The 26603-nt window shown below is 32.4% G+C and carries 26 protein-coding genes; 9 read left to right on the top strand and 17 right to left on the bottom strand.

What is annotated here, in order from left to right:
* Positions 1-598, top strand: a 598-nt coding sequence (locus AC2LE6_RS04465) for a hypothetical protein (protein WP_484478052.1), incomplete at its 5' end; no start/stop codon positions are given.
* 29 nt (positions 599-627) lie between these two features.
* Here the strand turns inward: AC2LE6_RS04465 and AC2LE6_RS04460 are convergent.
* From AC2LE6_RS04460 to AC2LE6_RS04450, 3 genes are all read right to left on the bottom strand, one after another.
* A complete protein-coding gene (locus tag AC2LE6_RS04460; protein WP_484478051.1) occupies positions 628-1287 on the bottom strand; it encodes a hypothetical protein in 660 nt (219 codons plus the stop codon).
* Positions 1288-1367: 80 nt separating this feature from the next.
* A complete protein-coding gene (locus AC2LE6_RS04455) occupies positions 1368-2243 on the bottom strand; it encodes a helix-turn-helix domain-containing protein (RefSeq protein WP_484478050.1) in 876 nt (291 codons plus the stop codon).
* An 87-nt stretch (positions 2244-2330) separates the two neighbouring features.
* The gene (locus tag AC2LE6_RS04450) at positions 2331-4550 is read right to left on the bottom strand and encodes a M6 family metalloprotease domain-containing protein (RefSeq protein ID WP_484478049.1); all 2220 of its coding nucleotides are present in this window, start codon (positions 4548-4550) and stop codon (positions 2331-2333) included.
* A gap of 164 nt (positions 4551-4714) precedes the next feature.
* Between AC2LE6_RS04450 and AC2LE6_RS04445 the strand changes: the two genes are divergently transcribed.
* Positions 4715-5632, top strand: a complete 918-nt coding sequence (locus AC2LE6_RS04445; protein WP_484478048.1) for an EexN family lipoprotein — start codon at positions 4715-4717, stop codon at positions 5630-5632.
* A 50-nt stretch (positions 5633-5682) separates the two neighbouring features.
* On the opposite strand, the gene AC2LE6_RS04440 is transcribed toward AC2LE6_RS04445, so the two are convergent.
* From AC2LE6_RS04440 to surE, 4 genes are all read right to left on the bottom strand, one after another.
* Positions 5683-6255: an indolepyruvate oxidoreductase subunit beta gene (locus tag AC2LE6_RS04440; protein ID WP_484478047.1), complete on the bottom strand. Its 573-nt coding sequence runs from the start codon at positions 6253-6255 to the stop codon at positions 5683-5685.
* Positions 6255-8042, bottom strand: a complete 1788-nt coding sequence (iorA, locus tag AC2LE6_RS04435) for an indolepyruvate ferredoxin oxidoreductase subunit alpha (RefSeq protein WP_484478046.1) — start codon at positions 8040-8042, stop codon at positions 6255-6257. The genes AC2LE6_RS04440 and iorA overlap by 1 nt, the downstream gene beginning before the upstream one ends.
* Positions 8043-8221: 179 nt before the next feature.
* Complete coding sequence (locus AC2LE6_RS04430) at positions 8222-8947, bottom strand: metallophosphoesterase (protein WP_484478045.1); 726 nt, start codon at positions 8945-8947, stop codon at positions 8222-8224.
* A 10-nt stretch (positions 8948-8957) separates the two neighbouring features.
* Positions 8958-9626, bottom strand: coding sequence for a 5'/3'-nucleotidase SurE (gene surE, locus AC2LE6_RS04425; protein ID WP_484478044.1), 669 nt, complete (start codon positions 9624-9626; stop codon positions 8958-8960).
* Between the two features lie 103 nt (positions 9627-9729).
* On the opposite strand from surE, the gene AC2LE6_RS04420 reads away from it, so the two are divergent.
* Positions 9730-10176, top strand: a complete 447-nt coding sequence (locus tag AC2LE6_RS04420) for a hypothetical protein (RefSeq protein WP_484478043.1) — start codon at positions 9730-9732, stop codon at positions 10174-10176.
* Here AC2LE6_RS04420 and AC2LE6_RS04415 read toward each other — a convergent pair.
* Positions 10169-10945 carry a zinc ribbon domain-containing protein gene (locus AC2LE6_RS04415; RefSeq protein WP_484478042.1) on the bottom strand — a complete coding sequence of 259 codons (777 nt, stop codon included), beginning with the start codon at positions 10943-10945 and terminating at the stop codon, positions 10169-10171. The two genes, AC2LE6_RS04420 and AC2LE6_RS04415, sit on opposite strands and share 8 nt — an antisense overlap.
* 158 nt (positions 10946-11103) lie before the next feature.
* Here AC2LE6_RS04415 and AC2LE6_RS04410 point away from each other — a divergent pair, with 158 nt between their 5' ends.
* From AC2LE6_RS04410 to AC2LE6_RS04385, 6 genes are all read left to right on the top strand, one after another.
* A complete protein-coding gene (locus AC2LE6_RS04410; protein WP_484478041.1) occupies positions 11104-11544 on the top strand; it encodes a hypothetical protein in 441 nt (146 codons plus the stop codon).
* A 347-nt stretch (positions 11545-11891) separates the two neighbouring features.
* Entirely contained in the window at positions 11892-12926 is a 1035-nt protein-coding gene (locus tag AC2LE6_RS04405) for a Fe(3+) ABC transporter substrate-binding protein (RefSeq protein WP_484478040.1), read from the top strand.
* A 20-nt stretch (positions 12927-12946) separates the two neighbouring features.
* Positions 12947-14581, top strand: a complete 1635-nt coding sequence (locus AC2LE6_RS04400) for an ABC transporter permease (RefSeq protein WP_484478039.1) — start codon at positions 12947-12949, stop codon at positions 14579-14581.
* Positions 14562-15221 carry an ABC transporter ATP-binding protein gene (locus tag AC2LE6_RS04395; RefSeq protein ID WP_484478038.1) on the top strand — a complete coding sequence of 220 codons (660 nt, stop codon included), beginning with the start codon at positions 14562-14564 and terminating at the stop codon, positions 15219-15221. The genes AC2LE6_RS04400 and AC2LE6_RS04395 overlap by 20 nt, the downstream gene beginning before the upstream one ends.
* Positions 15222-15341: 120 nt before the next feature.
* Positions 15342-15848 carry a hypothetical protein gene (locus AC2LE6_RS04390; protein WP_484478037.1) on the top strand — a complete coding sequence of 169 codons (507 nt, stop codon included), beginning with the start codon at positions 15342-15344 and terminating at the stop codon, positions 15846-15848.
* A gap of 10 nt (positions 15849-15858) precedes the next feature.
* On the top strand, positions 15859-16290 hold the full coding sequence (locus tag AC2LE6_RS04385; RefSeq protein ID WP_484478036.1) for a hypothetical protein: 432 nt from the start codon (positions 15859-15861) through the stop codon (positions 16288-16290).
* Between the two features lie 7 nt (positions 16291-16297).
* On the opposite strand, the gene AC2LE6_RS04380 is transcribed toward AC2LE6_RS04385, so the two are convergent.
* The 9 genes from AC2LE6_RS04380 to AC2LE6_RS04340 all read right to left on the bottom strand — a co-directional run.
* Complete coding sequence (locus AC2LE6_RS04380) at positions 16298-17161, bottom strand: bifunctional 5,10-methylenetetrahydrofolate dehydrogenase/5,10-methenyltetrahydrofolate cyclohydrolase (protein WP_484478054.1); 864 nt, start codon at positions 17159-17161, stop codon at positions 16298-16300.
* Complete coding sequence (gene guaA, locus AC2LE6_RS04375; RefSeq protein ID WP_484478035.1) at positions 17158-18687, bottom strand: glutamine-hydrolyzing GMP synthase; 1530 nt, start codon at positions 18685-18687, stop codon at positions 17158-17160. Before guaA ends, AC2LE6_RS04380 begins: the two co-directional genes overlap by 4 nt.
* A gap of 4 nt (positions 18688-18691) precedes the next feature.
* Positions 18692-19939: a phosphoribosylamine--glycine ligase gene (purD, locus tag AC2LE6_RS04370; RefSeq protein WP_484478034.1), complete on the bottom strand. Its 1248-nt coding sequence runs from the start codon at positions 19937-19939 to the stop codon at positions 18692-18694.
* A gap of 9 nt (positions 19940-19948) precedes the next feature.
* The gene (gene purH, locus AC2LE6_RS04365; protein ID WP_484478033.1) at positions 19949-21484 is read right to left on the bottom strand and encodes a bifunctional phosphoribosylaminoimidazolecarboxamide formyltransferase/IMP cyclohydrolase; all 1536 of its coding nucleotides are present in this window, start codon (positions 21482-21484) and stop codon (positions 19949-19951) included.
* Positions 21484-22050 (bottom strand): phosphoribosylglycinamide formyltransferase, encoded by a 567-nt coding sequence (purN, locus tag AC2LE6_RS04360; protein ID WP_484478032.1) that lies wholly within the window; start codon positions 22048-22050, stop codon positions 21484-21486. The genes purH and purN overlap by 1 nt, the downstream gene beginning before the upstream one ends.
* Positions 22047-23072 (bottom strand): phosphoribosylformylglycinamidine cyclo-ligase, encoded by a 1026-nt coding sequence (purM, locus tag AC2LE6_RS04355; protein ID WP_484478031.1) that lies wholly within the window; start codon positions 23070-23072, stop codon positions 22047-22049. The genes purN and purM overlap by 4 nt, the downstream gene beginning before the upstream one ends.
* Positions 23073-23081: 9 nt before the next feature.
* Positions 23082-24497, bottom strand: coding sequence for an amidophosphoribosyltransferase (purF, locus tag AC2LE6_RS04350; protein ID WP_484478030.1), 1416 nt, complete (start codon positions 24495-24497; stop codon positions 23082-23084).
* A 13-nt stretch (positions 24498-24510) separates the two neighbouring features.
* The gene (gene purC, locus AC2LE6_RS04345; protein ID WP_484478053.1) at positions 24511-25215 is read right to left on the bottom strand and encodes a phosphoribosylaminoimidazolesuccinocarboxamide synthase; all 705 of its coding nucleotides are present in this window, start codon (positions 25213-25215) and stop codon (positions 24511-24513) included.
* The coding region (locus AC2LE6_RS04340; protein WP_484478029.1) for a phosphoribosylformylglycinamidine synthase subunit PurQ at positions 25212-26603 on the bottom strand (1392 nt) is incomplete at its 5' end. The genes AC2LE6_RS04340 and purC, both read right to left, overlap by 4 nt.

The following is a 26603-nucleotide window of genomic DNA, read 5'->3' as shown; positions in this document are numbered from 1 at the left end:
TGTGAATGCAGTTGTAATAGATTACGGTGCATTAAATGAAGTAAGTGATGATGAAATGTTTGGTCTACCAGAAATTGATGATCTGGTTTTTGGTGATTTCACTGTTACTGATGATTTATATACTTACAATGGTGATGTTGATGAACTTGGAGTATTCACTTTGAAAATTGAAAATGGACTAATTTCTGAGATGCACTTTTTAATTGAAGAATCTGGGATGGAAATGGCATTAGAAGTTGAATTCTCTGATTATGGAACCACTTCAATATCTGGAAAGCCATCTATCTCAAATGTTGAAACTTACATTGATTTATTAATCGAATTACATGAACTAGGATATTTAGTATCATATGAAGGTGATCAAATCTCAATCCATAGTTTAGATGGATTTGGTTTAAACTTTTATTCTGAATCAAATATAGCATATGGTAGTATGGAATTTAATCCCGTAGATGACACTATTTGGCATTATGACGGAGAAGATGAAGGATTCTTTAGTTTTGATGAGTATTATAATGGATTAGCCGATACTGCTCTTGATAGAGATGATCTTGAAGTTATCGATGATTTCTTAGATGCAATGATCGCGTTAGACTAAAAAAAGAAAAGCAACCAATTGGTTGCTTTTTATTTTTCTGATAATACTAATTCATTAGCTTCGGTGTTCTTCAATACAAAGAAACGAACATTATATTTTTGAATTAGTTTTCCTAAGAAACGGTTTGGATCTAAGCTTCTCAGTTTATTAAATGGAGCACTATCTTCATACAACATTACTGCTGGTACTAAATCATGTTTTGTATGTGCTGCATTTATTGGATTTTGTTTTGCGTTCTTATAATCTAATAATAGTTTCTTTCTTGATATAAGATTGTGATATGTTATAACTTCTAATACCGCTTTACATAAAGACTCTTCAGAATCTTTTTGTTGTTTATTTATTACGTATAATTTATCTCTAGTTTCAGTCATTAAATCAAAAGATTTATTTCCATCAACCAAGATATCATAATCAATAACTTTACCAATTTCTGGATCAATAGATCCTTCTTCATTGTTTCTACTAATATTATACAGTGTTGAGTTCAATGAACCACTTGATCCATCATGAGACTCGTTGGCATATCCAGAATGATTCTTAACGACTACATCACGTAGCTCTTTAAAATCAATTCTTGAAAATGAGGTATGTTGTTCGACAAAAGTTTTCTCTAATTCTAATTCGTTTTCTCTAGTAACTAATGTGTAAATTTCATCTAATTTGTACTGTGTATTATTAAACTGCATTTTATCAACTCCCATTCATATTTGTATCTATATTATACCATATCTAAGAAGATAAATTCTTAATCATTCATTTCTTTTTATTACTGTTTAGTAATAGATATTTTAAAATCCTTAAACGCTCTCATATACTCTTTGAGAAGTCTGATTGATTCTTGTTCAACATTAGGAGATAAACAATCATTTCTAAACTCAAATGAAGCTCTATGTTGTTCTCCTCCGCCACCTTTTCCATAGCATTGAGGACTAGTTAGTGAAGTAACGATAAACTGACAAATAAAGTATGCACTAAATCCCTTTTGAATTAAGTCCTGTGTACATGAGACGTAGATATGTTCTTTATTATGTTTCATATTATATACAGCAATTACAGTGTTGGTTCTTCGTTCTAGTTTCTTGGTGATAAATTTATTCATTATGATTCCATCATAATCAATATTACCAACCAGAGTTAGTAGCTTCATTTTATTTACTTCTTCCTTTTTAAAAACCAAAAATGAATCATCTAAAAACCTTGTATAAACTTTCACTATTTCATGTGCCAGTTTAATTGTTTTGAACTCAGTATATTGCATTCTATGTTTTCTGATATAGTTAAGTGTTTCTAATACTTCTTTCACATGAATTCTAGATAAAAAATCATCATTCAGTAATTCTGATTGAAGCAATACTGCGATATTATTATAGTTTGCTTTTGTAATCTTGTTTATATTCAAATCATCAACGAGTTGGTTAATCGTCATCGTTGAATTAGACTGGTAAAGCAAAGACCATAAACTTGTCCCTAACACTCTACCAAGTAATGAAAGTATTTCAACATCAGGTAAACTAACTCCACGTTCCCATTTACTAACCGCTTGAAATGACATATGTAATCTTGAAGCTAGATCTTTTTGAGTCATGTTTTGTTCTTTTCTTAGTTTTGTAATGTGTTTCCCAAGTAGTTTTTTATCTAACACATAATCACCTCTTATGAATACTGTATCAAATCTGTTGTAATAAAACAATAAACCATTAGTAGAATTCTACCAATGGTTTATCTTTTTTTACTCTATAAAATCTACTGTGAACGTTATATTATCTTCCGTAGTATTCGTGATAGTAATAGTGATCATTATCTCTTCACCATCTGAATAAAACATATACACACCAGTATCGTACCCGATTGATGAATATGTATCATCATTCATAATCGCATCATCAATAAACCTGAAATCAGTGACACTGACAATACCGTTATTATCATATTCGTTTTGATCAATCGTCACAGGTCTAAAGATAAATACTTCGTCTTTACCTTCTCCTGATGTACTATAATACCCATCTTCATTTCCTAAGTAGTCTTGATCTATCCTATAAACCAATAATCCTTCATCTAGAAGCGATTCCTCGTACTCTGTAGCCTTTGTTCTGTATTCTATATATAAATACTCGTTTGAGCGTCCTAAGTCGATAAACGCTAAATTATCTAGTATAGAAGTTGTTCTGTTTATTGTATATGTACCATCTTCTGTGATTTCAACTTTATCTTGTTCAAACCCACCATATTCCTCTTTTGTGAAACCAAGCATGTGTGATGGTAATTTAAACTGTGATTCCATTAGTCCCCAGTATCCTACAGGTTCAATATCTGTATCTTCATAGTAATGATAAAAATCAGGTGCTCCAACTAAATGGAATAATTCATGAGCTAATACACCGATATGAATATCGTTGTATCCTTCTCCTGTTAATCCTAAAAACTCAATATTATAATCATATACATAGACATCGTTTAAAGTAACTGCGTCATCAAACCAATATCCCCATTCATCAACACTTGAATGTAGTCCCCAAGCATGAGGCCATAATACATCCATCCAATCATCAGGACCATAACTAAAGATAACTGTGAATGAATCAAGTTCTCCATCATCATCACCATCTAAATCTAAAGTTGGATCAATTAAATCGTTATCTCTAATATACTTCGCGATTCTATCGATAAGAGCATGTTCTCTTTCATTTCCTTCGTCTTCGGTTTTATAACCAACTGGATTCGAGTTCGATTCCATTTGGTAATATCCACGTTCGTAAATATCAGTATAAAACGCAGTAACATCATTCGCAAAATATGTTTCTACTAAGAATGTTCCATTTGATACTTCTAAAAAGTAATCTTGAACAGAAGTCATATCTCCATTAAACATATCTTCATATTCCTGAACTGAAAATGGTGCGTTATAATCTGTCTCATCACTAAATCTAACAAACACTGCGACATTAGCCATATCAACTTCGTTAGCTAATACAGTATACGTTGCTAGTTTTTCTCTCACTAGTACACCATCACTATATATACTAAGTGTTATTGGTGTAGATTCTGGTGTTGTGTTATCTACTGTATAATCTAAATCAAACGTATATCCATCACAATTAGTAACCATAACATTTATAACTGTTTGATTCTCAACTATTTCATAATCATCTAATAAACAAACATCTTTGAATAAATCTTCATATATTACAGTTCTTGTTACTGTAGATACATTCCCCGATTCATCAACAACAGAATACCAGAATATATAAGTTCCATACTCTACTTCTTCTTCAAAGGGATTTGTTATTATCAATTCTGGGTCATCATCCAAATCATCATTAAATGTTACACCCAAATCTACAAATGTATTTAAATCATAAATCGTAATTGAACTTTCACCAACCAATGTAACCACTGGAGGATTCACGTCTTTTACAATGTACGTAATCTCTATTGATGATTCATTCATTGAATCATCAGTTGCAGTATATACAACAACATATGTACCCATTGTATTTGGATCTACTATATCACCACTAATAACCAAATCACAATCATCATCTACATTGTCTGTACATGTAACATTTGGACTAGGTATGTCACTACCGTATCCGATACTTATTGTGCTTGGATCATCATACAAAATAACTGGTGAAACATCATCACCAACTATAACACTAATTTCTTTAATTGTTTCATTTCCATCTGAATCAGTTGCAGTAATAATAATTGCATATGTACCCACAGCTGAATTATCAAAACCACCATAACTAATTTCTAAATCTGAAAATAAAATAAACTTATCTTCTAAATCCTCAACTACAACATGATCGACTAAATCAAACTCATCGTTTGCCTTAATAGTAATAACGTCTTCGACGTCTATAACTGGCGATGCACCTAGGTCATCACACCCAACCAATACTACAAATAAACTTAAAACTAAAATCTTAAAAACTTGTTTCATTTGAACACCTCTGAATCCTTCTTGTATCCTCTATTATACTATTGAATTGTGTAATATTTGTGAATTATTTCTATTTTATTTATTCAGATAAACAGACAAATGTGACACTGATTTTTCAACATATTATGATATAATACAAATAGTGAAGAAAAGGGGAATACAAAATGAAAAAAATACTAATGTTTTTAACATTAATAACTGCGATGTTCACATTAACTGGCTGTGGTGAAGACACAAAGAGTTTAGATGAAATAGAAGAACTAAGTACGGCACTTGAGAATATGGAATCGATTGAGAACTTGTCAATGAAAATTACTAGTGAAATTGTTGATGTAGTATCTATAGAAATCTATTCTGAATCAACAACTGAATTTGTTAGAACTTATATGGAAGCAACAATGTTCAGTAATGCAATAGAAATATTTGGTGTTGTAAATGGTGATAATATCGAGTTTCTTGAACCAGTTTCAAACTCAAGTAATCCTACTTATATGACGGCATCTATTGAAAGTATTTCAGCAACAACTAGTTTATATGAAGAAGTTGACTTATATGCTAGTTTAGAGTACATATATGAAGATGGATACTATGTAGCGAAAGATTTAGATATGGATATTCCTGGTTATGAAGAAGCGGATGAAATTCCTTCAATAAAAATCAAAGTAGAAGATGGATACATAACTGAGATAATCTTCGAGTTGGTTATAGATGATCAAGATTTGCTAGTTACACTTGAGCTATATGATATTGGTACAACAACGATTGATATGCCAAATTATTATGACACTACTGCTATTGCAGGTTTGGTTTCAGAATTTGGAACATACGATTGTGATATAACAATTTTACCATCAGGATTCAATGTATCTTCTTTACAAAGTTATATTGAGTTCACAGCTCCAAACTATGCATTATCTATTGAAGGATTAAGTTACAATGTTGAATATCTTCACTTTGAAGGATTATTCATGGTTAACGGAACTTCATATGATACTGTGGCATTCTTCAGCAATTTCACAGATACAGGGTTCACTGAAGAATCATGGGAATTAGTAATAGAAGTATTTGAAATATACGAGTAGACAAAAAAGAAGACGTCCTAGGACGTCTTCTTTTTAAAATGACAGGAGGGTTATTCAATTAATTCCAGCCCTACGTTGAAGGCTGTAATATTTAAGTCGATAAATTTTTCTTTAACATTTTCTCTGATTGCTTTTTCAAAATCTAAATGTTCTAGCTTCATTGCCTTAACCAAAGCACCTAACATAATAACGTTCATAACTTTACTGTTTCCTAATTTAATAGCAAGAGCAGTAGCATCGATAACATATGTTTTAACTCTACTATTTAGATCTTCTTCAATACCCTTTGGATATGGTATCTTACCATTCAATGTAACCATGGAATTAATCTTGTGATTATTCACTAAGATGATTCCATCTTTTTTTACGTAATCTACGTTTCTAGCCGCTTCCATTAATTCAAAAGATACTAACACATCTGCGTTACCTTTCATAATTACTGGACTATATACTTTTTTTCCAAAACGGATTTCTGAAGATACAGATCCACCACGCTGGCTCATACCATGTATTTCACTCATTTTCACATCGAATCCTGCATCTAATATCGCAGCACTTAATAATGTAGTAGCAAGGATAGTCCCTTGTCCACCTACACCAACTAATTTAATGTTTGTATTCATTATTTTTCCTCCTTCACGATTGCATCGTAAGGACAAATTTGTAAGCACACATCGCATCCAACACAAGTGTTAAGGTCGATAGATACTTTTTTCTTATCTGCATCAAATACTAAACTTGGACAACCACTTCTTAAACATGCTTTACAACCAACACATTTATCTTGAAGTACGATATCTTTTGTTTGCCATAAATCTGTGTAACGTTCCATATCATCTGCGTTATATTTCTTTTTAAGAACACAAGGCCAGTCTGTAATAATTACAGATGTTTCTTCTAGCTCTAATGCCCAGTTAATCGTTTCTTTAGTTTGCTGTAAATCATTTGGATTTACTCTTCTAATATGTTTGATTCCGATTGCCCTACATACACCTTCGATATCACCAATAACTGTTGTATCACCATTCATGTTATATCCAGAACCTGGATTATCTTGTTGTCCTGTCATACCTGTTATTCTGTTATCTAAGATTACATTTACAGTGTTTCCACCATTATATACTGTGTTTAATAATGAGTTAATTCCCGTATGGAAGAATGTACTATCTCCCATGATAGATACCAATCTTCTATCTTCTTCAGGATTCATATCAAATATTCTTTGTGCACCGTGACCTGATGAGAATGAAGCTCCCATACAAATCAACCAATCCATCATACCGTATGGTTCACCAACAGCTAAGCTGTAGCACCCAATATCTCCGGCAACAACTATTTTCTTACGTTTCTTACCTAACTCATAGAAGAACCCTCTATGAGGACAACCACTACAGAATGTAGGTGGTCTTCCAACAAACATTTCAGGGTTAGATTCAACACCTTCTACGTTTTCACTTAAGATACAACGTTTGATAACATCTGGAGTCATTTCTCCTGTATATGGGAATAAATCTTTCCCGATTACATTTTTACTATTTGTTTTTGCGAACTCTTCAATAATAGGATCATTTTCTTCAATGATATATACTTTATCGTATTTAGCACAGAAATCAGTAATCATCTTCTGTGGAAGTGGATATGTAAATCCTAATTTTAAATAATCTACAGTTTCTCCTAAAGCTTCCCATGCGTATTCATAACTAACACCGGCAGCGATAACTCCTACTTTTGATCCATTGTTTACTTCATAATTCCATTTTGAAGTTTCTGTATATTCTTTTAATTTATTGATTCTTTCTTCCACTTTATGTCTAAGTTTTCTACCAATACTAGGTACCGCAACAAACTTATCAAAGTTCTTTTCATATTTGATAAACGGCACTTCTACTCTTTCACCAAGTTCAACAGTACCTTTAGAATGACACACTCTAGTAGTAACTCTAAATAATACAATCGAATCATATTCTTCAGATAAGTTAAACGCATCAATCATCATGTCTTTTGCCTCTTGGCTATTTGATGGTTCTAACATCGGAATTTTAGCGAATTTCGCGTAATTACGATTATCTTGTTCATTTTGTGAACTGTGCATTCCTGGTTCATCTGCGGTAATTAAAACAGACGCTCCATTAACTCCTGTATATGCGAAAGTGAATAGTGGATCAGCGGCAACATTAACACCTACGTGTTTCATTGCGGCAAGTGATCTACCACCAGCAATACTTGCTCCAATAACTGCTTCTAAAGCAACCTTTTCATTTGGTGCCCATTCAGCAACCATCTCTTTATATTGTGAAATATTTTCTAGTATCTCTGTTGAAGGTGTCCCTGGATACGCACTAGCAAAATGCACACCAGCTTCATAAGCCCCTCTAGCTATAGCTTGATTCCCCGTTAATATTTTTTTCATAAATCATTCTCCTTGAATAAAAAATATTTGAGTGTATTAACCTCATTTTATCTCTTCATTTTAATTGTAGCATACGCTTTTTAAATCCGCAATACCATACTGGGAGTGTAATGTAAGCGTAAACACTTTACTTTGTTAAAGTTGGAAATTCAAATATTAAAAAAGGCCTTATTAAAGACCTATAAATCCAATATCAAAACATTAATTCTTCCACCACTATATACTCCACCATCTATATGAATAATATCTCCTTCATCAAGTGGGTCATAGTAATGTTTTAACTCAACATTGTTTTCTTCTATTTCATCTGAATCTCGTTCTTCTCTCACACATCTAACGTAAAACGCAGGTGTATGCCCAACTACCATTATCTTATCTTTGATTTTGGGTTTATCAAGCATTCTTGTCCAAACAAATGTTTTTAAAACATCATCTCTCCAGTTTTCCTTAGTCGCATCAACACCACCATGAACAAACACGTAATCTCCAATTTCGTAATATGTCTCTAAAGAAGATAAAAACCCTTTTAAATATGGATGTCTTTCTTCAATACCTTTTGCTTCATCAATAAAATCCGATTCACTATCCACATCTCTTCCTAGTAGTTGTTCAATCGTTGTTTTATGTCCATTTCTAAGAAAGTTAAAAACAGTTCTTTCTGTTCTAAAGAATAAGAAATCTAGTAAAAACAAATCATGGTTCCCCATGATCACTATTGCTTTTCCTTCTGAACGTAAATAGTAGATATACTCTAACACTTCAACACATTTCGGACCACGATCAACCATATCACCAATAACCATCAACATATGATTATTATTAGACTCATCAAAACCTGACTTATTCAAAGCCTCTTTTAATTCATCATAATGTCCGTGTATATCACTAACACAAAAATACTTCATACACTCACCTCTATAAATAAACTTTACTTATTGATGTGTATCCTTCTAAATATGCTTTTAAATCTGAATTATCAGGTAAATCAACATCACTGATATATCCTCTATGTGGAACAAATTTATTCCCAATTATTTCAGGAGTATAAGGGTATATTTGTCTATGAACAATTGTTTCTTTAATTCCCTTTGATTCAACAAATTTCTCTCTTGGGTAATTAACATTTATAGTATGACTCTCACTAAGTAAATTATTATCTATTATATATTGAATAGACTTAGCAAGTTCTTCTTTTAATATTTTGTTCCCTTTTCTATCAGCACTTAGCGCAATACTTGGCACATGGTAATACTGTGCTTGCAGTGTCGCACCTACTGTACCACTATAATTAATATCTATTCCTAAATTGTATCCGTTATTAGTACCTGACACGACAAGATCAAAATCAACATCAAGTCCAAAACATCCAAACTTGACACAGTCCACAGGAGTACCCTCGATACTATACGTATATTCATCAATCTTTTCAAACTCAAATCCACCAATACTAAGGCTCATACTTTTAGCGCTCATTTGTGTAGATGGGGCTACTACATAAACAGTCCCAAACTGTTTCAAAATCTCTTTTGTTATCTCTAATTTTTCTGATGTAATTCCATCGTCATTCGTTAGTAAAATATTCATTTTATCACTTCCTACAATTATTCTAACATATTAAAGACAAATCTGTCGTGATAATAAACTGAAGTTTTGTTATAATGTAAGTAAGAAGTTAGGGGGAATAGTTATGAAATTAGTTAAAAAGACAATCACTAAAGACTTGTGGAAAGAATTATCTATACTAGGTATTTACACTTTTTCATTAACAGGATTGTTGGTTTTGGGGATAACAGTAAACACGCTCTTAATTGTATTGTTTGGTGCATCATTATTTATATTCATTTTCCCTTATATTGATAGAATCAAGTACGTCAAATACTGTCTTGGATTATTAAACGACATTAAGACAGCAAAGCCAGAAGAGTTCATTCGTAATAATTTAGTTGATCAACACGTGATGTTCAGAAACACTGATCACTCGGTCATAACATCAAATAGTACTAAATCTCTTGTAAGAGAAATCGGATTGATTGAAAAATTGAATAAGTTACTAGATAACGCCAAACAACATATTGATTACGATGAAAAAGATCCGTTCTTTGAATACTATAAAAATAAAACCAACATCACTTAGCGATGTTGGTTTTTATATACTTAGCTATACCTGCTACAATACCAGAGATTGGAAATAACAATAGGAGTGTGAACGACATAATCATCTTTGGTAACTGAAGCCCGACATATCCAAAGTATGCGTATTCAAGAGATCCATTATATGTTTTCTGATATTCAATTACTAGAAGTAAAAACTCTAAGAAGAACACAGAACAAACTAATATAAAGACGAAGAATATTATCCACTTCATTTTCTTTCTATCAATCTTTGAAATTTCACCCATGAAATTCCTTCTTGCATTGTTAATCACGGTTTTGATTAACAGTGAACAATATAAAAGTAACCCAATTAATATTATAAACATTACCATATATGGTATCCAATAAGAGTGATTTAAGATGTTTACATCAAGATATAATTCATCCCAAGAATATCCAAAATCTATTTCAGTGTCAATAAACATTGTTATGAATAAACTAACTTGTAAGATTGCATAAATAATAATCGAATACATTACAATTGATACATTAACTACTCTGTTTGATTTAATCTTTACTTTGCACCCCGTACAGTAATTGTGCTCTAAACTATTCTCTTTTCCACATTTTCTACAAATATGGAATCCAGCTTTTAAGTATGTTCTACATGTTGGGCAATAATCTTCTTTATACTCAACAGCAGAATTACACTCGTAACAGAGTTTCTTCCCTTCCAAAATGAACTCTCCACAATTTCCACAATAGACTGCCTCGTGATCGTTTATAGTTCCACATTTACTACATTTCATATTATCCCTCCCAGAAATATTCTCACCATGTATTATAACATAGATATCAAGTAATATTAGTAACGAAAGACAAATATGTCGTTATTTTAATGGGAGATTTTGTTATAATACAAATAGGAAGAATAATATAGAAACACATTTATGAAGGGAATGATTTTATGAAACATGTTCAATCAGCAAAAATGAAAACTATTGTATCAATTTCAATGCATATCTTTTTTTGGGTAGCTATACTTGTAACACTGACAATTATTATGGGGATGAACGTTCTATATCTTTCTCCATTCTTACTAGCAATGATATATATAACTTACATTGTTATAAAAATTCAGTTTAAGTTCTTACATAAGATGACTCTAATTGAGAGTAAATATAATAAAGACATAAACGACGCACTTCTAGAAGTACAAAGTGAAATTCGTATATCAGAAGGTATACTAACACCTAGTAACCCATCACCAGTTCATAGAAACAAAGGTGTTTCAACAGTGTATGGAAGAGTTGGCACTGGTTCAGCTGCTCGTCATGAAAAAAATCAGAGAAAGTTACTAGAATTATTTAGAAATATCGAATCAGAATTTCTAAGTCAAACCAAATAGGACAAAACTCAATAAACTTAATCTTTACAATGATTTAAATTATAGACAGTTTAAAAGACAAAATAACATAAAACACCACCTTACTATACTAATAGTATGGGGGTGTTTTTTTAGAATAAACAACCCCTATATTTTATAAACACCTTATTTAACACCCTATTTGTTATAGATAACCTTACAAATAAAAGCGCTACACAAAGCCCTTTTTCTAAATAGTTTTACAATTAAACCTTATTTAAAACACTATTTATAAGTTTTATATATATTCTTGCATTCTATAAAGAAGTAACATAAAATACTCCCGTAAACAAAAATTATAAGGTTTATAAATAAGGAGTGTAACACACATGAAAAAAATATTATTATCTCTTTCTGTATTTACTTTAATATCAGTACTTACAGCATGTCAGCTTGGAGTAGACGAGGGTGACAAAGTTGTAACAGTATATTCAGAAAGACATTATGATACAGATCAACAACTGTATGACAAATTTGAGGAAGAAACAGGGATAACAGTTAATGTAGTAAAGGCAAAAGCTGATGAACTAATGAACCGTCTTGAAATTGAAGGCGAGGATACAGAAGCTGATGTGCTAATCATCTCTGATGCTGGTAAGTTATACCAGGCAAAAGAACGTGGATTACTACAATCTATAGATTCAGATACACTGGATACAAATATTCCAGCAAATTACAGAGACACAGAAGATTATTGGTTCGGGTTAACAATGAGAGCTAGAGTTATTGTATACCACCCAGAAAGAGTAAGTGTTGAAGACTTATCAACATACGAAGCACTAGCTGGAACAGAATGGATGAATAGAGTTGTTATTAGAAGTTCAACAAACATTTATAACCAAAGCTTAATCGCATCATTAATCGAAGTAAATGGTGAAACTTCTACAAGAGACTTTATAAGCGGGTTAGTTGATAACTTCGCAAGAACACCAGAAGGTAATGATAGAGATCAAGCGAAAGCCGTTATGGCTGGAACAGCAGACGTCGCTATCCTTAATACATATTATATGGGTAAAATGGCAAACAGTTCAGATCCATATGAAGTAGAAGTTGCGGAAGGTTTACGTATTTTCTTCCCTAATCAAGATACAACAGGAACACATGTAAATATAAGTGGCGCTGGTGTAACATCAGAAGCCGATAATGCTGATTACGCAATTCAATTAATTGAATTCTTAAGTTCAGAATACGCACAAGGTATTTTCGCAGAAGCCAACTACGAATACCCAGTTAATCCAAATGTAGACCCATCTGAATTACTTCAATCATGGGGAACATTCACACCACAAGATATCTCATTAACAACATTAGGAGTAAACAACGAACTAGCAGCCATCATCATGGATGAAGAAGGTTGGGAATAAATAAGTAAAGGTTGATTACTATGGTAAACAAACTTAAAGGAAGAATTAGTGTCTTTTCAGTAATAACAGTTATTGCAGCTATCCTTATTCTTCTACCACTATCAAACGTATTCACAAACATATTTACAACAGCATCTAAAGAGTGGGTACATATACGTACCCACTTGCTTGCTGACTATATAAAAAACACAATCTTACTAATAATCCTAACAGCTTCCGTATCAGGAATCATTGGATTTACTAGTGCATATTTTGTGACTTTTTATGAATTCAAAGGTCGTAAACTATTTAGTTGGATCATGATGCTACCTCTTGCAATCCCATCCTATATTGCAGCATTCACATATTCAGATATGTTTAGCTACACAGGAATCTTCGGAAGAACATTGAGAAGCATCGGAGTAGATAAACCTATTGATATAATGAACATTGTAGGCGCAAGCATCATCTTTAGCCTTACATTATATCCATATGTTTATTTAATGGTTAAAAGTTCACTTCAAAAGAACTCGACAGTATACATAGAAAACGCAAAACTACTGAAAGCCACAAAAGCAAAAATATTCACAAAAGTAATCCTACCACTAACAAGACCCGCACTTGTAGCTGGAACACTATTAGTTGTATTAGAAACCTTAAATGATTACGGAGTAGTAAAATACTTCAATGTACGAGTATTTAGTTTCGCTATCTTTGATGCATGGTACAGATTTAATTCTATCCAATCAGCAATGAGATTAAGTGGTATTTTAATGTTAATTGTGTTCAGTGTCATTGTAATTGAGAAGCTGTTACGAGGAAAACGAAAATTCACAGCGAGTGTCAAATCAGCACCTCTAAAAAGAGAAAAGATATCAAAACAAAAAAGCATACTAGTTATCAGTATCCTTTCAATAATCTTCTCATTTGGATTCTTAGTTCCAGTATTAGAAATGTTCTTTAACTTCATTGATACCTACTACATAATCTACGACATTGAAATGATATTCATCATAATAAATACAATATCAATCAGTGTATTTAGTACACTAATCACTGTGTTTATTGCATTAATGATTGCAAACTTCAGTAGGACATCAAAATCCAAATACAAACACATAATCCTAAAAATAACAAACCTAGGATATGCAATACCAGGAGCAATCATAGCAGTCACAGTAATCACATTCTTTGTAGATGCAGATCATCTACTAAGACCAATATACGATTTCTTCAACACAGATAAAAAACTAATTCTTACAACATCACTAACTATCTTAGTATTTGCATATACACTTAGATTCCTTACAATCGCATTCAACAGTGTAGAAGCATCCTACGATAAAATAGGAATTAAATACACAGAAGCATCATATACACTAAAAAAATCAAAACTTAGCACATTACTAAAAGTTGACATCCCTCTTATAAAAGGTGGATTAATCAGTGCATTCATCATCGTCTATATAGACGTTATAAAAGAATTACCCTTAACACTAATATTAAGACCAACAAATTATGATACAATCGCTACAAAGATATATACATACGCATCAGATGAAATGATTCAAGAAGCTAGTGGGCCATCATTACTACTTATCTTAATAAGTACAATAATGATTTATGTTTTAACCCATAGAAAGAGAGGCAAAAAAGATGTACGTAGAGCTAAATAACATATATTTTCATTACGAAAAAGATACTAAAGTATTAGACAATATAAACCTAAATATGAAGCACGGAGAAATCGTTGCCTTACTTGGAAATAGTGGAAGTGGAAAATCAACACTATTACGATTGATTTCTGGGTTAGAAAGACCAAAAGAAGGTACCATCGTTTTAAACGACAAAGTCCTAGTAAGTAACAATAAGTTCGTAGGTCCAGAACACAGAAACATCGGAATGGTATTTCAAGACTATGCATTGTTTCCACATATGAGTGTGTATAAAAACATTAAATTCGGTTTATCTGGACTACCAAAAGAAGAAAAAGAACAACGCATCAAAGAAGTTCTTGAACTTGTTAATCTATCTCATAAAATAAAAGATTATCCACATCAATTAAGCGGTGGAGAACAACAACGTATAGCGTTAGCACGTTCCCTTGCTACAAAACCAGATATCTTATTACTCGATGAACCATTTAGTAATCTAGATGCAAACCTTAAAAAACAAATCAGAAGAGATCTTAAAAACATCATCAAACAAGCAGACATCACATGTCTATTTGTAACTCATGATGAAGAGGATGCATTTGATATCGCAGATACTGTTATTGAGATTCAAAATGGAGTAATTAAAACAACATCAAAATGATGTTGTTTTTTATAGACATAATTGTCATTACTATAAAAAGAATAGATGTTATAATAGGAATAGACGAGAACTTGAACCCAATCCATATAAAGTTCAAATCACACTAAGGAAGGTATCGTTATGAAATCATTGCAATTTGCACAATTAAGAATAATAGCTACAATGCTGTTAGTTCTTGGTATTGAGACATTTTTAACTACGAAACTGATAATAGGACTAGGATTTAATTTTATATTCATATCACCATTCATTATCATGATGGTCCTTATAACTCAGTATATTGTACGAGCTCAATTAGAATTACTTGGACAACTTAACAGAATTAGAAAAGCATATAATATTAACCCGATTTCCGGATTTGATACAGTTCAGAAAGAGATCAAATCAATTTCGGGAATCATTGGTGGTCCAAACACAGATGGTACCACAGAGAATAGCCAATCATTAAAACCTATATTTAATGCAAGTGTTTCTCCTGGAACCTCAAGAAGTAATTTCCAACATATACAACAATCATCCCAAGGAGTCACAAGAGCACAAAGAGCACAAGAAGATATACTAAAATTACTATATAAAATAGAGTCTGAGTTGATTACAGAAATCAAGTTTCAACAAACGAGTACTTAGTATGGATATTATGAATGAAGTTATATTATATGTAAGAAAGCAAAGACAAAACATAATTTACAAGAAACTAGGAATCACAGGAATTCTTGCAATAACGTTATTTTTCGGTTATTCATTCAACACTATAGTTTACTTAGTATCAATCGGTATTGGAGTGTACTTCATCTTATATTATATGAATGTAAAGAACACACTAATATTTCTGTTTACAGTTGAAAGAATTAATAGGCTTGAAAACAGAGAAGAGTTACTAAGAAAACAATATGATTATCAAAAAGAACTTCTTGAGAACTGTACTAAATCACGAAATAGTAAATATTCAAGAGCTGATGTAGTTAGAGATGGGCTTTCAAACACTGGAACAAGATATTTTGATTATGTATCTTATCAAAAGCAATTTAGTATAATATCTGAAATTCAAAACATAATAAACCAAAAATAAAACAACATCATAATTTGATGTTGTTTTTTTGATTTAAAAAGCATTCAATTGTATTTTCTAGTAACGATGTAATCGTCATAGGTCCAACTCCTCCAGGAGCTTTTGATATATGAGCTACATGTCCTATTAGATTATTGAAATCAAAGTCTCCATATAGTTTACCATCAACTCTACTAAGACCTACATCAATACAAACAGCATTCTCTTTAATCATATCCTTGGTTACAAACTTAGCTTTACCAACTGCAGATACCACTATATCAGCATTCTTAGTAATAGACTGTAAATCCTTTGTATGTCTATGGGTAATTGTAACACTTGCATTCTCTTTTAAAAGTAACTGTGCGATTGGTTTTCCAACTAGGTTGGATCTACCAATTACAACTGCGTGTTTACCTTCAATCTCTATATTTTCGCTTTTCAGCATAGTAATAATCCCTTTTGGTGTGCAGGGCAAAACACTGTAACGTAATGTATGTAATCTAGAGATGTTGAATGGGTGTAATCCATCAACATCTTTTATTTGTGACATATGATCAATTACACTATCCTGAGATATGTGTTTAGGTAGTGGCAACTGTACTAAAATACCATGCACCGTTTTATCCTTATTCAGTTTAGAAATCTCATCTAATAAAAACTCCTCAGTAATTGAATTCTCATATTTAATCAATGATGATTTAATCCCTATTTGTTTACATGCTCTCTCTTTTGCCTTTACGTAACTTTCACTAGCTGGGTCATTCCCAATAAGAAGCACCACTAAATGTGGTACTTCTTTATAGGTTTTATTTAGTTCTATAACATCATTTTTTAGTTTTGTTCTTATCTCTTTAGAGAGTAATGTTCCATCAATTATTTTTGTGTCTATTCCCACTCTATAGTACCTGGTGGCTTCGATGTAATATCATATACTACTCTGTTGATACCCTTTACTTCATTAATGATTCTTGAAGCTACTTTATCTAAAAACTCAAATGGTAATCTACTGAATGTCGCTGTCATAAAGTCCACTGTATCTGCAGAACGAACTGCTGCTACATATTCATATGTTCTTTTATCTCCCATTACTCCAACTGATTTAACAGGAAGTAATACAACAAATGCCTGAGATACTTCATCATATAAATTCTCTTTGATTAATTCGGTAATAAATATATCATCTGCTTCTTGTAGAATGTATGTTTTCTCTTCACTGATTTCACCTAGGATTCTAATTCCAAATCCAGGGCCAGGGAAAGGATGTCTCATAATCATGTTTTTCGGAATACCAAGAGCAAGTCCGACTTTACGAACTTCATCTTTGAATAACTCACGAAGAGGTTCTAACAATTCAAAATCTAATGTTTCAGGTAACCCTCCAACATTATGGTGAGACTTGATTGTCTCACTTGGTCCTTTAATACTTTCTGATTCAATAACGTCAGGATATATAGTTCCTTGTGCTAAGAATTTAGCATCTTTATGTTCATCTTTAAATGATTCAAAAACTTTAATGAATTCATTTCCAATTATTTTACGTTTTTGTTCTGGATCTGATACTCCTTTTAAAGCATTTAAGAATTGATCCTTTGCATTAACTCGTATTACATTAATATCATAGTTAGAAGCGTATAGTTCCATTACTTTGTCTCCTTCGTCTTTACGAAGTAGACCTGTATCAACAAAGATACAAAGTAATTTATCTTTAATTGCCTTATGTATCAACATGGCAGCAACACTACTATCTACACCACCTGATAACGCTAAGATAACTTGTTCGTCTTGTACTTTGTCTTTTATTGATTGAATTGATTTCTCAATATAATCATCTAAGTCCCAAGAAGGTGTTGCATTACAAATATCTAATGCAAAGTTCTTAATAATTTCTCCACCGAAATCTGAATGAGTAACTTCAGGATGGAATTGTAAATTATAGATATCTAACTCTTTATGTTTGGCGATAGCCATACATGACGGAGTTGTTGCGATTAACTCAAAGTTAGGTGCTAACTCATCAACATGATCTCCATGGCTCATCCATACAGTACTTGTTTTAGGAAGTCCTTTAACAATAGGTGAATCTGAGATGATTGTTAACTCAGATTTTCCATATTCTCTTTTAACACTTGGCGTTACTTTTCCACCAAACACTAATTGTGTAATTTGCATTCCATAACAAATACCAAGAACAGGTTTATTCAACTCGAATAATGTTTTCTCTATTTGTGGAGCATGCTCATCATACACACTGTTTGGTCCTCCTGAAAGAATGATTCCAAGAACATCATCACTTGCTAGTTTTTCCATTGATGCATTGTAAGGAAGTATCTCTGAATATATCCCTAATTCCCTAACTCTTCTTGCGATTAATTGGTTATACTGGCTCCCAAAATCTAATACAATTATTTTATCCATATTATTATCCTTTCAATGAGTTGTTTCCTATATCAGTACGATATACTAAGTTACTACATTTTATTTTATTTACGTTATTATACGCGTCATTTTGTGCTTGTTCAAGTGTTTTTCCATTTCCTAGAACAAGTAATACTCTACCACCATTTGTGACAATGTTTTTACCCTCTTTTTTTGTTCCCATATGGTATACCATATCTTTTAGTTCATCTAGTCCTTCAATAAGAAATCCTTTGTCATATGACTTTGGATATCCCTTTGAAGCTAGAACAACTCCAACGTAATAATCGGTGTTCCAAGAAACTGAAGTTTTGATACCGTTAAATAAGTTAAAAATGATTCCTAGGATATCTGATTCTAGATTAGGAAGAATAACTTCAGTTTCTGGATCACCAAATCGTGCGTTGAATTCTATAACTTTAGGTCCTTTATCTGTCAGCATTAAACCTCCATATAAAAAACCGGTGAATGAATTATTTTCTTTTATTAAAGCATTAACTGTTTTAATCATTACTTCTTTGTAGCTTTGTTCAATTATTTGATTATCTATAATTGGTACAGGACTATATATACCCATACCACCTGTGTTTGGACCTAAATCATTATCAAGTAGTCTTTTATGATCTTGAGCGATTGGCATAGGGATAACAATCCCGTCATGAACAAATGTCATGAAACTAAATTCAGGTCCAGTTAAACATTCTTCAATTACTACAGCGTCATCACCAAACATTTTATCTAATAACATTTCTTTAATAGTTTCATAAGCTTCTTCTAATGTATTACAAACGACAACACCTTTACCTCCAGCTAACCCATCATATTTTAGAACGATAGGGGCACCTTTTTCTGTGATATAGTCTTTTGCCTTTTGATAGTCTTTGAAGACTTGATATTCCGCAGTCGGAATATCATGTTTTTTCATTAAGTCTTTTGCGTACTCTTTACTAGATTCAATTAAAGCCGCTTGCTTGGTTGGACCAAACACAAGTACGTTAGTATCTTTGAAGGTGTCTGCGATACCATTTTCTAAGAATACTTCACTACCTGGGATTATCAAATCAATTTTTTCTTTTGCACAAAACTCTTTGATTAATTCATTATTAAGTGGATCTATCTCTATGCACTTAGCAATCTCTTCTATACCTGGATTACCTGGTATAACACATAGATTAGTAAGAAGTTTTGATTTACTCACTGCGTGAGCAAGTGCATGTTCACGTCCACCACTACCTAAGATTAAAACATTCATAAGTTCCTCCTAGTGTTTAAAGTGTCTGTTTTTTGTGAATACCATTTTGATTCCTAATTCATTACAAGCTTTGATAGAATCTTTGTCTCTGATACTACCACCTGGTTGAACGATTTTTGTAACTCCATAAGTATGTGCTAGTTTTACTACATCATCAAATGGGAAGAATGCATCACTTGATAATGTTAGGTCTTCTGTATGTCCATGTTCTTTTGCCCAGTTTAGTGCGATGTGTGCTGCACCAACGCGGTTCATTTGTCCTGCCCCAATACCAACTGTTTGATTGTTCTTAGTAATGACGATTGCGTTAGATTTTACATGTTTCACTACTTTCCATGCAAAGTGTAAATCTTCTAGTTCTAGCTCTGTTGGAGCTAAATCTGTTACTACATCTAACTCTTCTTTTGGTACTAAATAATCATCTGTGTTTTGAAGTAGTAATCCTCCATTAACACTAACAACTTGATATGGATCTGTATTGTCTGAAGATGTATCTAATTTAAGAACTCTCAAGTTCTTTTTCTTTTTCAATTCAAGTAAACCATCTTCTGTATAACTAGGAGCAATTATGATTTCTAAAAATATTTTATTCATTTCAATTGCTAGTTCTTTCGTTACTTCTTGATTCACCGCAACAATTCCCCCGAATATTGAAACCGGATCACTTTTGTATGCTTTGGTAAATGCATCTAGAATGTTTGAAGCTGATCCAACACCACAAGGATTCATATGTTTTAATGCTACTGCGGTAGGTGCTGTGTGTTCTTTCAATATATTAAGAGCACTGTTTGCATCTTGAATATTGTTATATGACAATGGTTTTCCGTTAAGGATTTCTGCATTTAATAATGAATAAGGACTATTTGATCTTCTATATAACGCAGCACTTTGATGTGGGTTTTCTCCATATCTAAGTGGCTGATGAAATTCATAAGTTAGTGTTATATTTTCTGGATACTCAATATCCAATTCTTTTGTTAAGTAATTAGAAATATAACTATCGTACTGTGCTGTTAATCTAAACACTTTTGCGCTAAGTTGTTTTTTAGTTTCAAGTAATGTATCACCGTGTTCTTTGATCTCACTGATTACTTGATCGTAATCTAAGATATCAGTAACTACTGAAACGAACTTATAGTTTTTAGCGGCACTTCGAAGCATCGAAGGACCTCCAATATCTATTTGTTCAATTGCCTCATCAAATGTAGTACCTTCTTTTTCAATTGTTTGTTTGAATGGGTATAAGTTTACACATACCAAATCAATATATTCTATGTTGTTTTCTTTTACTTGTTTTACATGATCTTCGTTATCACGAAGTGAAAGTAATCCACCATGTACAAGAGGATGTAATGTTTTAACTCTACCATTAAGGATTTCAGGAAACCCTGTTACTTCATCGATACTTATTGTATTGATCCCTGCTTGGTCCAATACTTTTTTTGTACCACCAGTAGAGATTATTTGAAATCCTAGATCTACTAACTCTTTTGCGAATGTGGTAATGTTTGTTTTATCGCTTACGCTAATCAATGCTCTTCTCATTATGATATCTCCTCTATAACTTCTTTGATTACTTTCTTATATAATTTGTGTTCTAATTGATGTATTCTTTTTTCCAATGATTCTCTTGTTTCGTTTGGATAAATTGTTAATGATTCTTGTTTAATAATAGAACCAGTATCCATACCACTATCAACGTAATGAACTGTGACCCCAGTGATAGTTGCATTATCTTTTAATGCTTGTCCTACAGCATCCATACCCTTGTACATAGGTAACAGTGATGGATGTATATTTAGGATTCTGTTTTCATATTTTGATAAAAGTGTAGGACCTATAATTCTCATATATCCTGCAAGAATTATTAAATCAACATCTTTCAAGTTATCTAGTATTTTTTGTTCGAACTCTCTTTTGTTTTTGTATTCCTTTGGTTTAAATGTGAATGTTTTAATGTTTTTACGTTCTGCGTTTTTAACGGCGATAGAATCTGGTTTATCAGAGACTAACACTGAGATATTCACATTCAACTCATTTTGTAATACTGCATCATGAATCGCGATAAAATTTGATCCTGTCCCTGATGCGAATATCGCTATGTTTATCATATGATTTTTACTCCGGGTTCGTTTGTCACTTCCCCAATGATTCTAGGATTGTAGTTATGTTTATCTAATATGTCTAATGCATTCAGTGTATCTGACTCAGGTACTACCAAAACCATCCCTATTCCCATATTGAAGATATTATACATTTCCATGCGTTCTATTTTTCCTAGTCGTTCTAGCAGGCTAAAAATGGGTTTTGTCGGTAGTGAGTTTTCATTGATTACTACTCCTTGAGTTTCTTGTAGTGCTCTTGGAATATTTTCAATGAATCCTCCACCGGTGATATTTGAAATAGAATGGATTTCACATTTCTCAAGAACTTCTAACACACCATCAACATAAATTCTTGTTGGTGTTAATAGTTCTTCAATAAGTGGTTTGTCTAGTTCTACAAACTTAGCGTCAAATCCGAAGTTGTAATCTTTAAAGAATATCTTTCTTACTAAACTGAATCCATTACTATGGATACCAGAAGATTCAATACCTATTAACTTATCTCCGACTTTTACGTTGTTTACATCTAACATTTTTTCTTTATCTACAACACCTGTTGTAAATCCAGCTAAGTCATAATGATTCCCTTTATACATATCAGGCATTTCAGCAGTCTCTCCACCAATAAGTGCACAGCCAGACTGGACACAACCTTCACTAACACCTTCAACGATTGCCTCAATTTGTTCTGGGTTGTTTTTACCAACAGCAATGTAATCTAGAAAGAATAATGGTTTTGCCCCAATACATAAAACATCATTAACGCACATTGCGACTAAGTCGATTCCAACCGTATTATGAATATTGGCTTTTTGAGCCAATAATAATTTGGTTCCAACACCATCAGTACCTGAAACTAGAACTGGGTTTTTAACGTTATATTTTGATAAATCGAATAACCCACCAAAGTTTCCAATTGCGGATATTACTCCTAAATTATTTGTTCGTTTAATATGCTTCTGAATTCTTTCTACTGATTCATATCCACTCTCAAGGTTTACCCCTGATTCTTCATATTTCTTTGACATAGTGGCCTCCTAAAATTTACCGTCTTTATTTGCTTGTTCGATGTCTTGGTAAATGTATGTTGGATATTTACCAGTAAAGCATGAGACACAAAGTTTTGTACGCTCTGTGGCTTTTAATATTCCATCAACACTGATGAATGCTAATGAATCAGCGTTGATATATTGTCTAACTTCATCTACTGTTTTTCTAGCAGAGATTAACTCATCATATGTCGATGTATCCACACCGTAAAAACAAGGTGCGATAATAGGTGGTGCAGCGATTCTCATATGAACTTCTTTTGCCCCTGCGTCACGTAGAAGTTGAATGATTTTAACTGACGTGGTTCCTCGAACCATTGAATCATCTACGAGTACTACTCTTTTATTTTCTACCAAACTACGTACAGGAGATAATTTCATCTTAACCCCTTTTTCTCTCATCTTTTGAGATGGTTGAATAAAGGTTCTCCCAACGTATTTGTTTTTAATCAATCCCATTTCAAGTGGAATGTTTGATTCTTCACTATATCCCATTGCGGCTGACGTTGATGAGTCTGGGACTCCGACAACGATATCTGCCTCTACTGGGAATTCTTTTGCGAGTATTTGTCCAGCTTGTTTTCTTGTTTTATGAACATTGATTCCTTCAATGTCTGAATCAGGACGAGAAAAATATATGTATTCCATTGCACACATATTTTTATATGTTTTCTGTGCATAGAAGTCACTACTAATAACACCGTTTTTATCAATGATTACTATCTCTCCTGGTTTGATATCTCTAACGAAAGTAGCACCTACTATTTCAAAAGCACATGTTTCACTAGATACTACGTAACCACCATTTAGTTTTCCAAGTGACAAAGGTCTTAAACTATTTTTATCTCTCATTACATATAACTTTTCCTTACTTAACGCAAGAAAAGCAAATGCTCCTTCAATCATATTCAAGGCAGATTTAATTGCTTCTAAACGATTGTTTCTTCTATCTTTTTTTATTAAATGAGCAAACACTTCACTATCTGAAGTTGATTGAAATATTGAACCTTGATTCTCTAAATCTTTCTTTAACTCTTCAGAGTTCACAAGATTCCCATTATGGCATAATCCAAAATCTCCTGAACCATGTTTGAATAGAAATGGTTGAACATTTTCTATTCCACCACCACCAGCGGTTGAGTATCTAACATGCCCGATAGCTGCGCTTCCTTTTAACTGTGTCAAGTTAGATTCATTGAATACCTCGGTAACCAATCCTTCACCCTTCACACTATATAATTCATTGTGATCTGTGGAAACAATTCCACAGCCTTCTTGTCCTCTATGTTGAAGAGCATGTAATCCATAATACATAACTTCAGAAGCGTTAGATACATTGATAACACCAAATACACCACACTCTTCATTCATTTTCTCTTCAAATAAAATATCAATTTCGCCCATTATATATCATCCTTTATTTAATGCGTTTTAGTATTTCTATATATGCTTCTTCGATACTACCAAGATCTCTTCTAAATCTATCTTTATCTAGTTTCTCTAATGTTTTACTATCCCATAGTCTACAAGTATCAGGGCTGATTTCATCAGCAAGTAAGATTTCACCATCACTTGTTTTCCCAAACTCAATTTTAAAATCAACCAGTATAATTCCTTCTTTGATAAATGTTTCACTTAAGATATCATTTACTTGTTTTGCCATTTCATACATGTACTCTAACTCTTTGTAAGAACAAGCTTTTAACGCAACAGCGTGATGATCATTGATTAAAGGATCTCCTAGTTCATCATCTTTTAAGCAAATCTCAAATATAACATTGTCAGATTTGATTCCTTCTTCTAATTGAAGACGTTTTGCCATAGAGCCAGCGATGTAATTTCTAACAATAAATTCAAGTGGAATGATATCTACTTTTTTACATAACTGAGTTCTATCATCCAATCTTTTAATAAAGTGATTTTTAACACCACGTTCTTCAAGTTTGGTGAACAGAACTTCGGTGATTTGATTGTTTAAGATTCCTTTGTTTGTTATCTCAGCTCTTTTAACTCCATTAAATGCAGTTGCATCATCTTTGTAGTAAATGTATACTTCGTTCTCATTTTCTGATTTGAATACCCTTTTTGCTTTTCCTTCGTACATAAGTTCTTTCATAGCTATTCTCCTTTAAAGTAAGTAACTGCATTTTTAAATATATTTTGATCCATGTTTCCTGTTATATTTTTGAATAACCCTTTTGTGTATCTCTCACTATGTCCCATTTTCCCTAAGATTAATCCATCCTTTGAAACGATACCCTCAATCGCATAACTCGATCCATTTGGATTGAATAGAGGGTTATAAGTTGATTGATTGTTTTCATCAACATATGTAAATGCGATTTGTTCATTCTTTAGTAGTTCTTTGTACCCTTGTTCATCAACAATAAACTTTCCTTCTCCGTGAGACATTGGAATTGTATGAGTATCATTCAATTCAAATGATGTTAACCATGGAGATTTTTTTGTTTGCACTTTAGTATTTACAAACTTAGATATATGTCTGTTGATTGAGTTCTTAAATAATGTTGGTGCATTTTCTTCCATTGTCTGTACTGTTCCGTATGGAAGTAATCCAGATTTAACAAGTGCCTGGAATCCATTGCATATTCCTAAAATTAAATGTTTCTTTTTAAGATGTTCATCAATTGCTTTTTTAACTTTTTCATTACGAAGAACACTTGCGATAAACTTACCTGAACCATCTGGTTCATCTCCACTACTGAATCCACCGCTTAGCATTAAGATATGTGACTCCTCTATCCCTTTTACTAATGCATCAATAGATTCATCAATGTGTTGTTCAGTAAGATTGTTAAACACTAGTATCTTAGTGTTTGCCCCTACTTGTTCAAAGGCACTCATACTATCGTATTCGCAGTTGGTTCCTGGGAATACTGGAATACATACATTTACTTCTTTAGTGTTTAAAGAAGGATACGTATGTTTTTTTGTTTTTGATTTTGTTTCTTTTATTACTCTGTCATCATTATGTAGTATTGGGTATACTTTTTTTATTGTTTGTTGATTTAGTTTGATACATTCGTCAATTGTGAATGTTGCATCATTTAGGTATATGTTTTGTTCAGTAATTGTTCTACCTAGATATAATGCGTTTTGATAATCTAGTTTTGTAATTGATTCTACAATGATAGATCCGTAATTAAATTTAAACAATGGATAAATCGTTGTGATATCAATACCTACCTTATTCCCAAAGGTACATTTTATTAGACCTTCAGATAACCCACCGTGTTCTAAGGCAAATGCGCTCACTATGTTTTTGTTTCCTATATTTTCGTTGATGTAATCAAAGTTTTCTCTTAACAATTCATAATCTGGAACATTGATTCTATCAGGAGCATGATTCACTAAGTATAAGTAATTTCCAGCTTCTTTGAACTCAGGACTTATGATTTGATCTACACTTGATGTATTAACTGCGAATGACACTAAAGTAGGTGGTACATTTATATCATGATATGTTCCACTCATTGAATCTTTTCCACC

Source organism: Candidatus Izemoplasma sp. (assembly GCF_982632705.1).
The sequence above is the reverse complement of the archived record's forward strand: the minus strand, read 5'-3'. Positions and strand labels throughout refer to the sequence as shown.

What these genes read in the sequence shown, in the direction of transcription:
- purM (WP_484478031.1), bottom strand. Translation starts at nt 23,072, where the DNA reads ATGTCAAAGAAATATGAAGAATCAGGGGTAAACCTTGAGAGTGGATAT.
- iorA (WP_484478046.1), bottom strand. Translation starts at nt 8,042, where the DNA reads ATGAAAAAAATATTAACGGGGAATCAAGCTATAGCTAGAGGGGCTTAT.
- AC2LE6_RS04410 (WP_484478041.1), top strand. Translation starts at nt 11,104, where the DNA reads ATGAAACATGTTCAATCAGCAAAAATGAAAACTATTGTATCAATTTCA.
- AC2LE6_RS04440 (WP_484478047.1), bottom strand. Translation starts at nt 6,255, where the DNA reads ATGAATACAAACATTAAATTAGTTGGTGTAGGTGGACAAGGGACTATC.
- purF (WP_484478030.1), bottom strand. Translation starts at nt 24,497, where the DNA reads ATGGGCGAAATTGATATTTTATTTGAAGAGAAAATGAATGAAGAGTGT.
- AC2LE6_RS04420 (WP_484478043.1), top strand. Translation starts at nt 9,730, where the DNA reads ATGAAATTAGTTAAAAAGACAATCACTAAAGACTTGTGGAAAGAATTA.
- AC2LE6_RS04390 (WP_484478037.1), top strand. Translation starts at nt 15,342, where the DNA reads ATGAAATCATTGCAATTTGCACAATTAAGAATAATAGCTACAATGCTG.
- AC2LE6_RS04395 (WP_484478038.1), top strand. Translation starts at nt 14,562, where the DNA reads ATGTACGTAGAGCTAAATAACATATATTTTCATTACGAAAAAGATACT.
- purN (WP_484478032.1), bottom strand. Translation starts at nt 22,050, where the DNA reads ATGATAAACATAGCGATATTCGCATCAGGGACAGGATCAAATTTTATC.
- AC2LE6_RS04430 (WP_484478045.1), bottom strand. Translation starts at nt 8,947, where the DNA reads ATGAAGTATTTTTGTGTTAGTGATATACACGGACATTATGATGAATTA.
- AC2LE6_RS04385 (WP_484478036.1), top strand. Translation starts at nt 15,859, where the DNA reads ATGAATGAAGTTATATTATATGTAAGAAAGCAAAGACAAAACATAATT.
- AC2LE6_RS04405 (WP_484478040.1), top strand. Translation starts at nt 11,892, where the DNA reads ATGAAAAAAATATTATTATCTCTTTCTGTATTTACTTTAATATCAGTA.
- guaA (WP_484478035.1), bottom strand. Translation starts at nt 18,687, where the DNA reads ATGGATAAAATAATTGTATTAGATTTTGGGAGCCAGTATAACCAATTA.
- surE (WP_484478044.1), bottom strand. Translation starts at nt 9,626, where the DNA reads ATGAATATTTTACTAACGAATGACGATGGAATTACATCAGAAAAATTA.
- AC2LE6_RS04415 (WP_484478042.1), bottom strand. Translation starts at nt 10,945, where the DNA reads ATGAAATGTAGTAAATGTGGAACTATAAACGATCACGAGGCAGTCTAT.
- AC2LE6_RS04400 (WP_484478039.1), top strand. Translation starts at nt 12,947, where the DNA reads ATGGTAAACAAACTTAAAGGAAGAATTAGTGTCTTTTCAGTAATAACA.
- purH (WP_484478033.1), bottom strand. Translation starts at nt 21,484, where the DNA reads ATGAGAAGAGCATTGATTAGCGTAAGCGATAAAACAAACATTACCACA.
- purD (WP_484478034.1), bottom strand. Translation starts at nt 19,939, where the DNA reads ATGAATGTTTTAATCTTAGGTAGTGGTGGACGTGAACATGCACTTGCT.
- AC2LE6_RS04445 (WP_484478048.1), top strand. Translation starts at nt 4,715, where the DNA reads ATGAAAAAAATACTAATGTTTTTAACATTAATAACTGCGATGTTCACA.
- AC2LE6_RS04450 (WP_484478049.1), bottom strand. Translation starts at nt 4,550, where the DNA reads ATGAAACAAGTTTTTAAGATTTTAGTTTTAAGTTTATTTGTAGTATTG.
- AC2LE6_RS04460 (WP_484478051.1), bottom strand. Translation starts at nt 1,287, where the DNA reads ATGCAGTTTAATAATACACAGTACAAATTAGATGAAATTTACACATTA.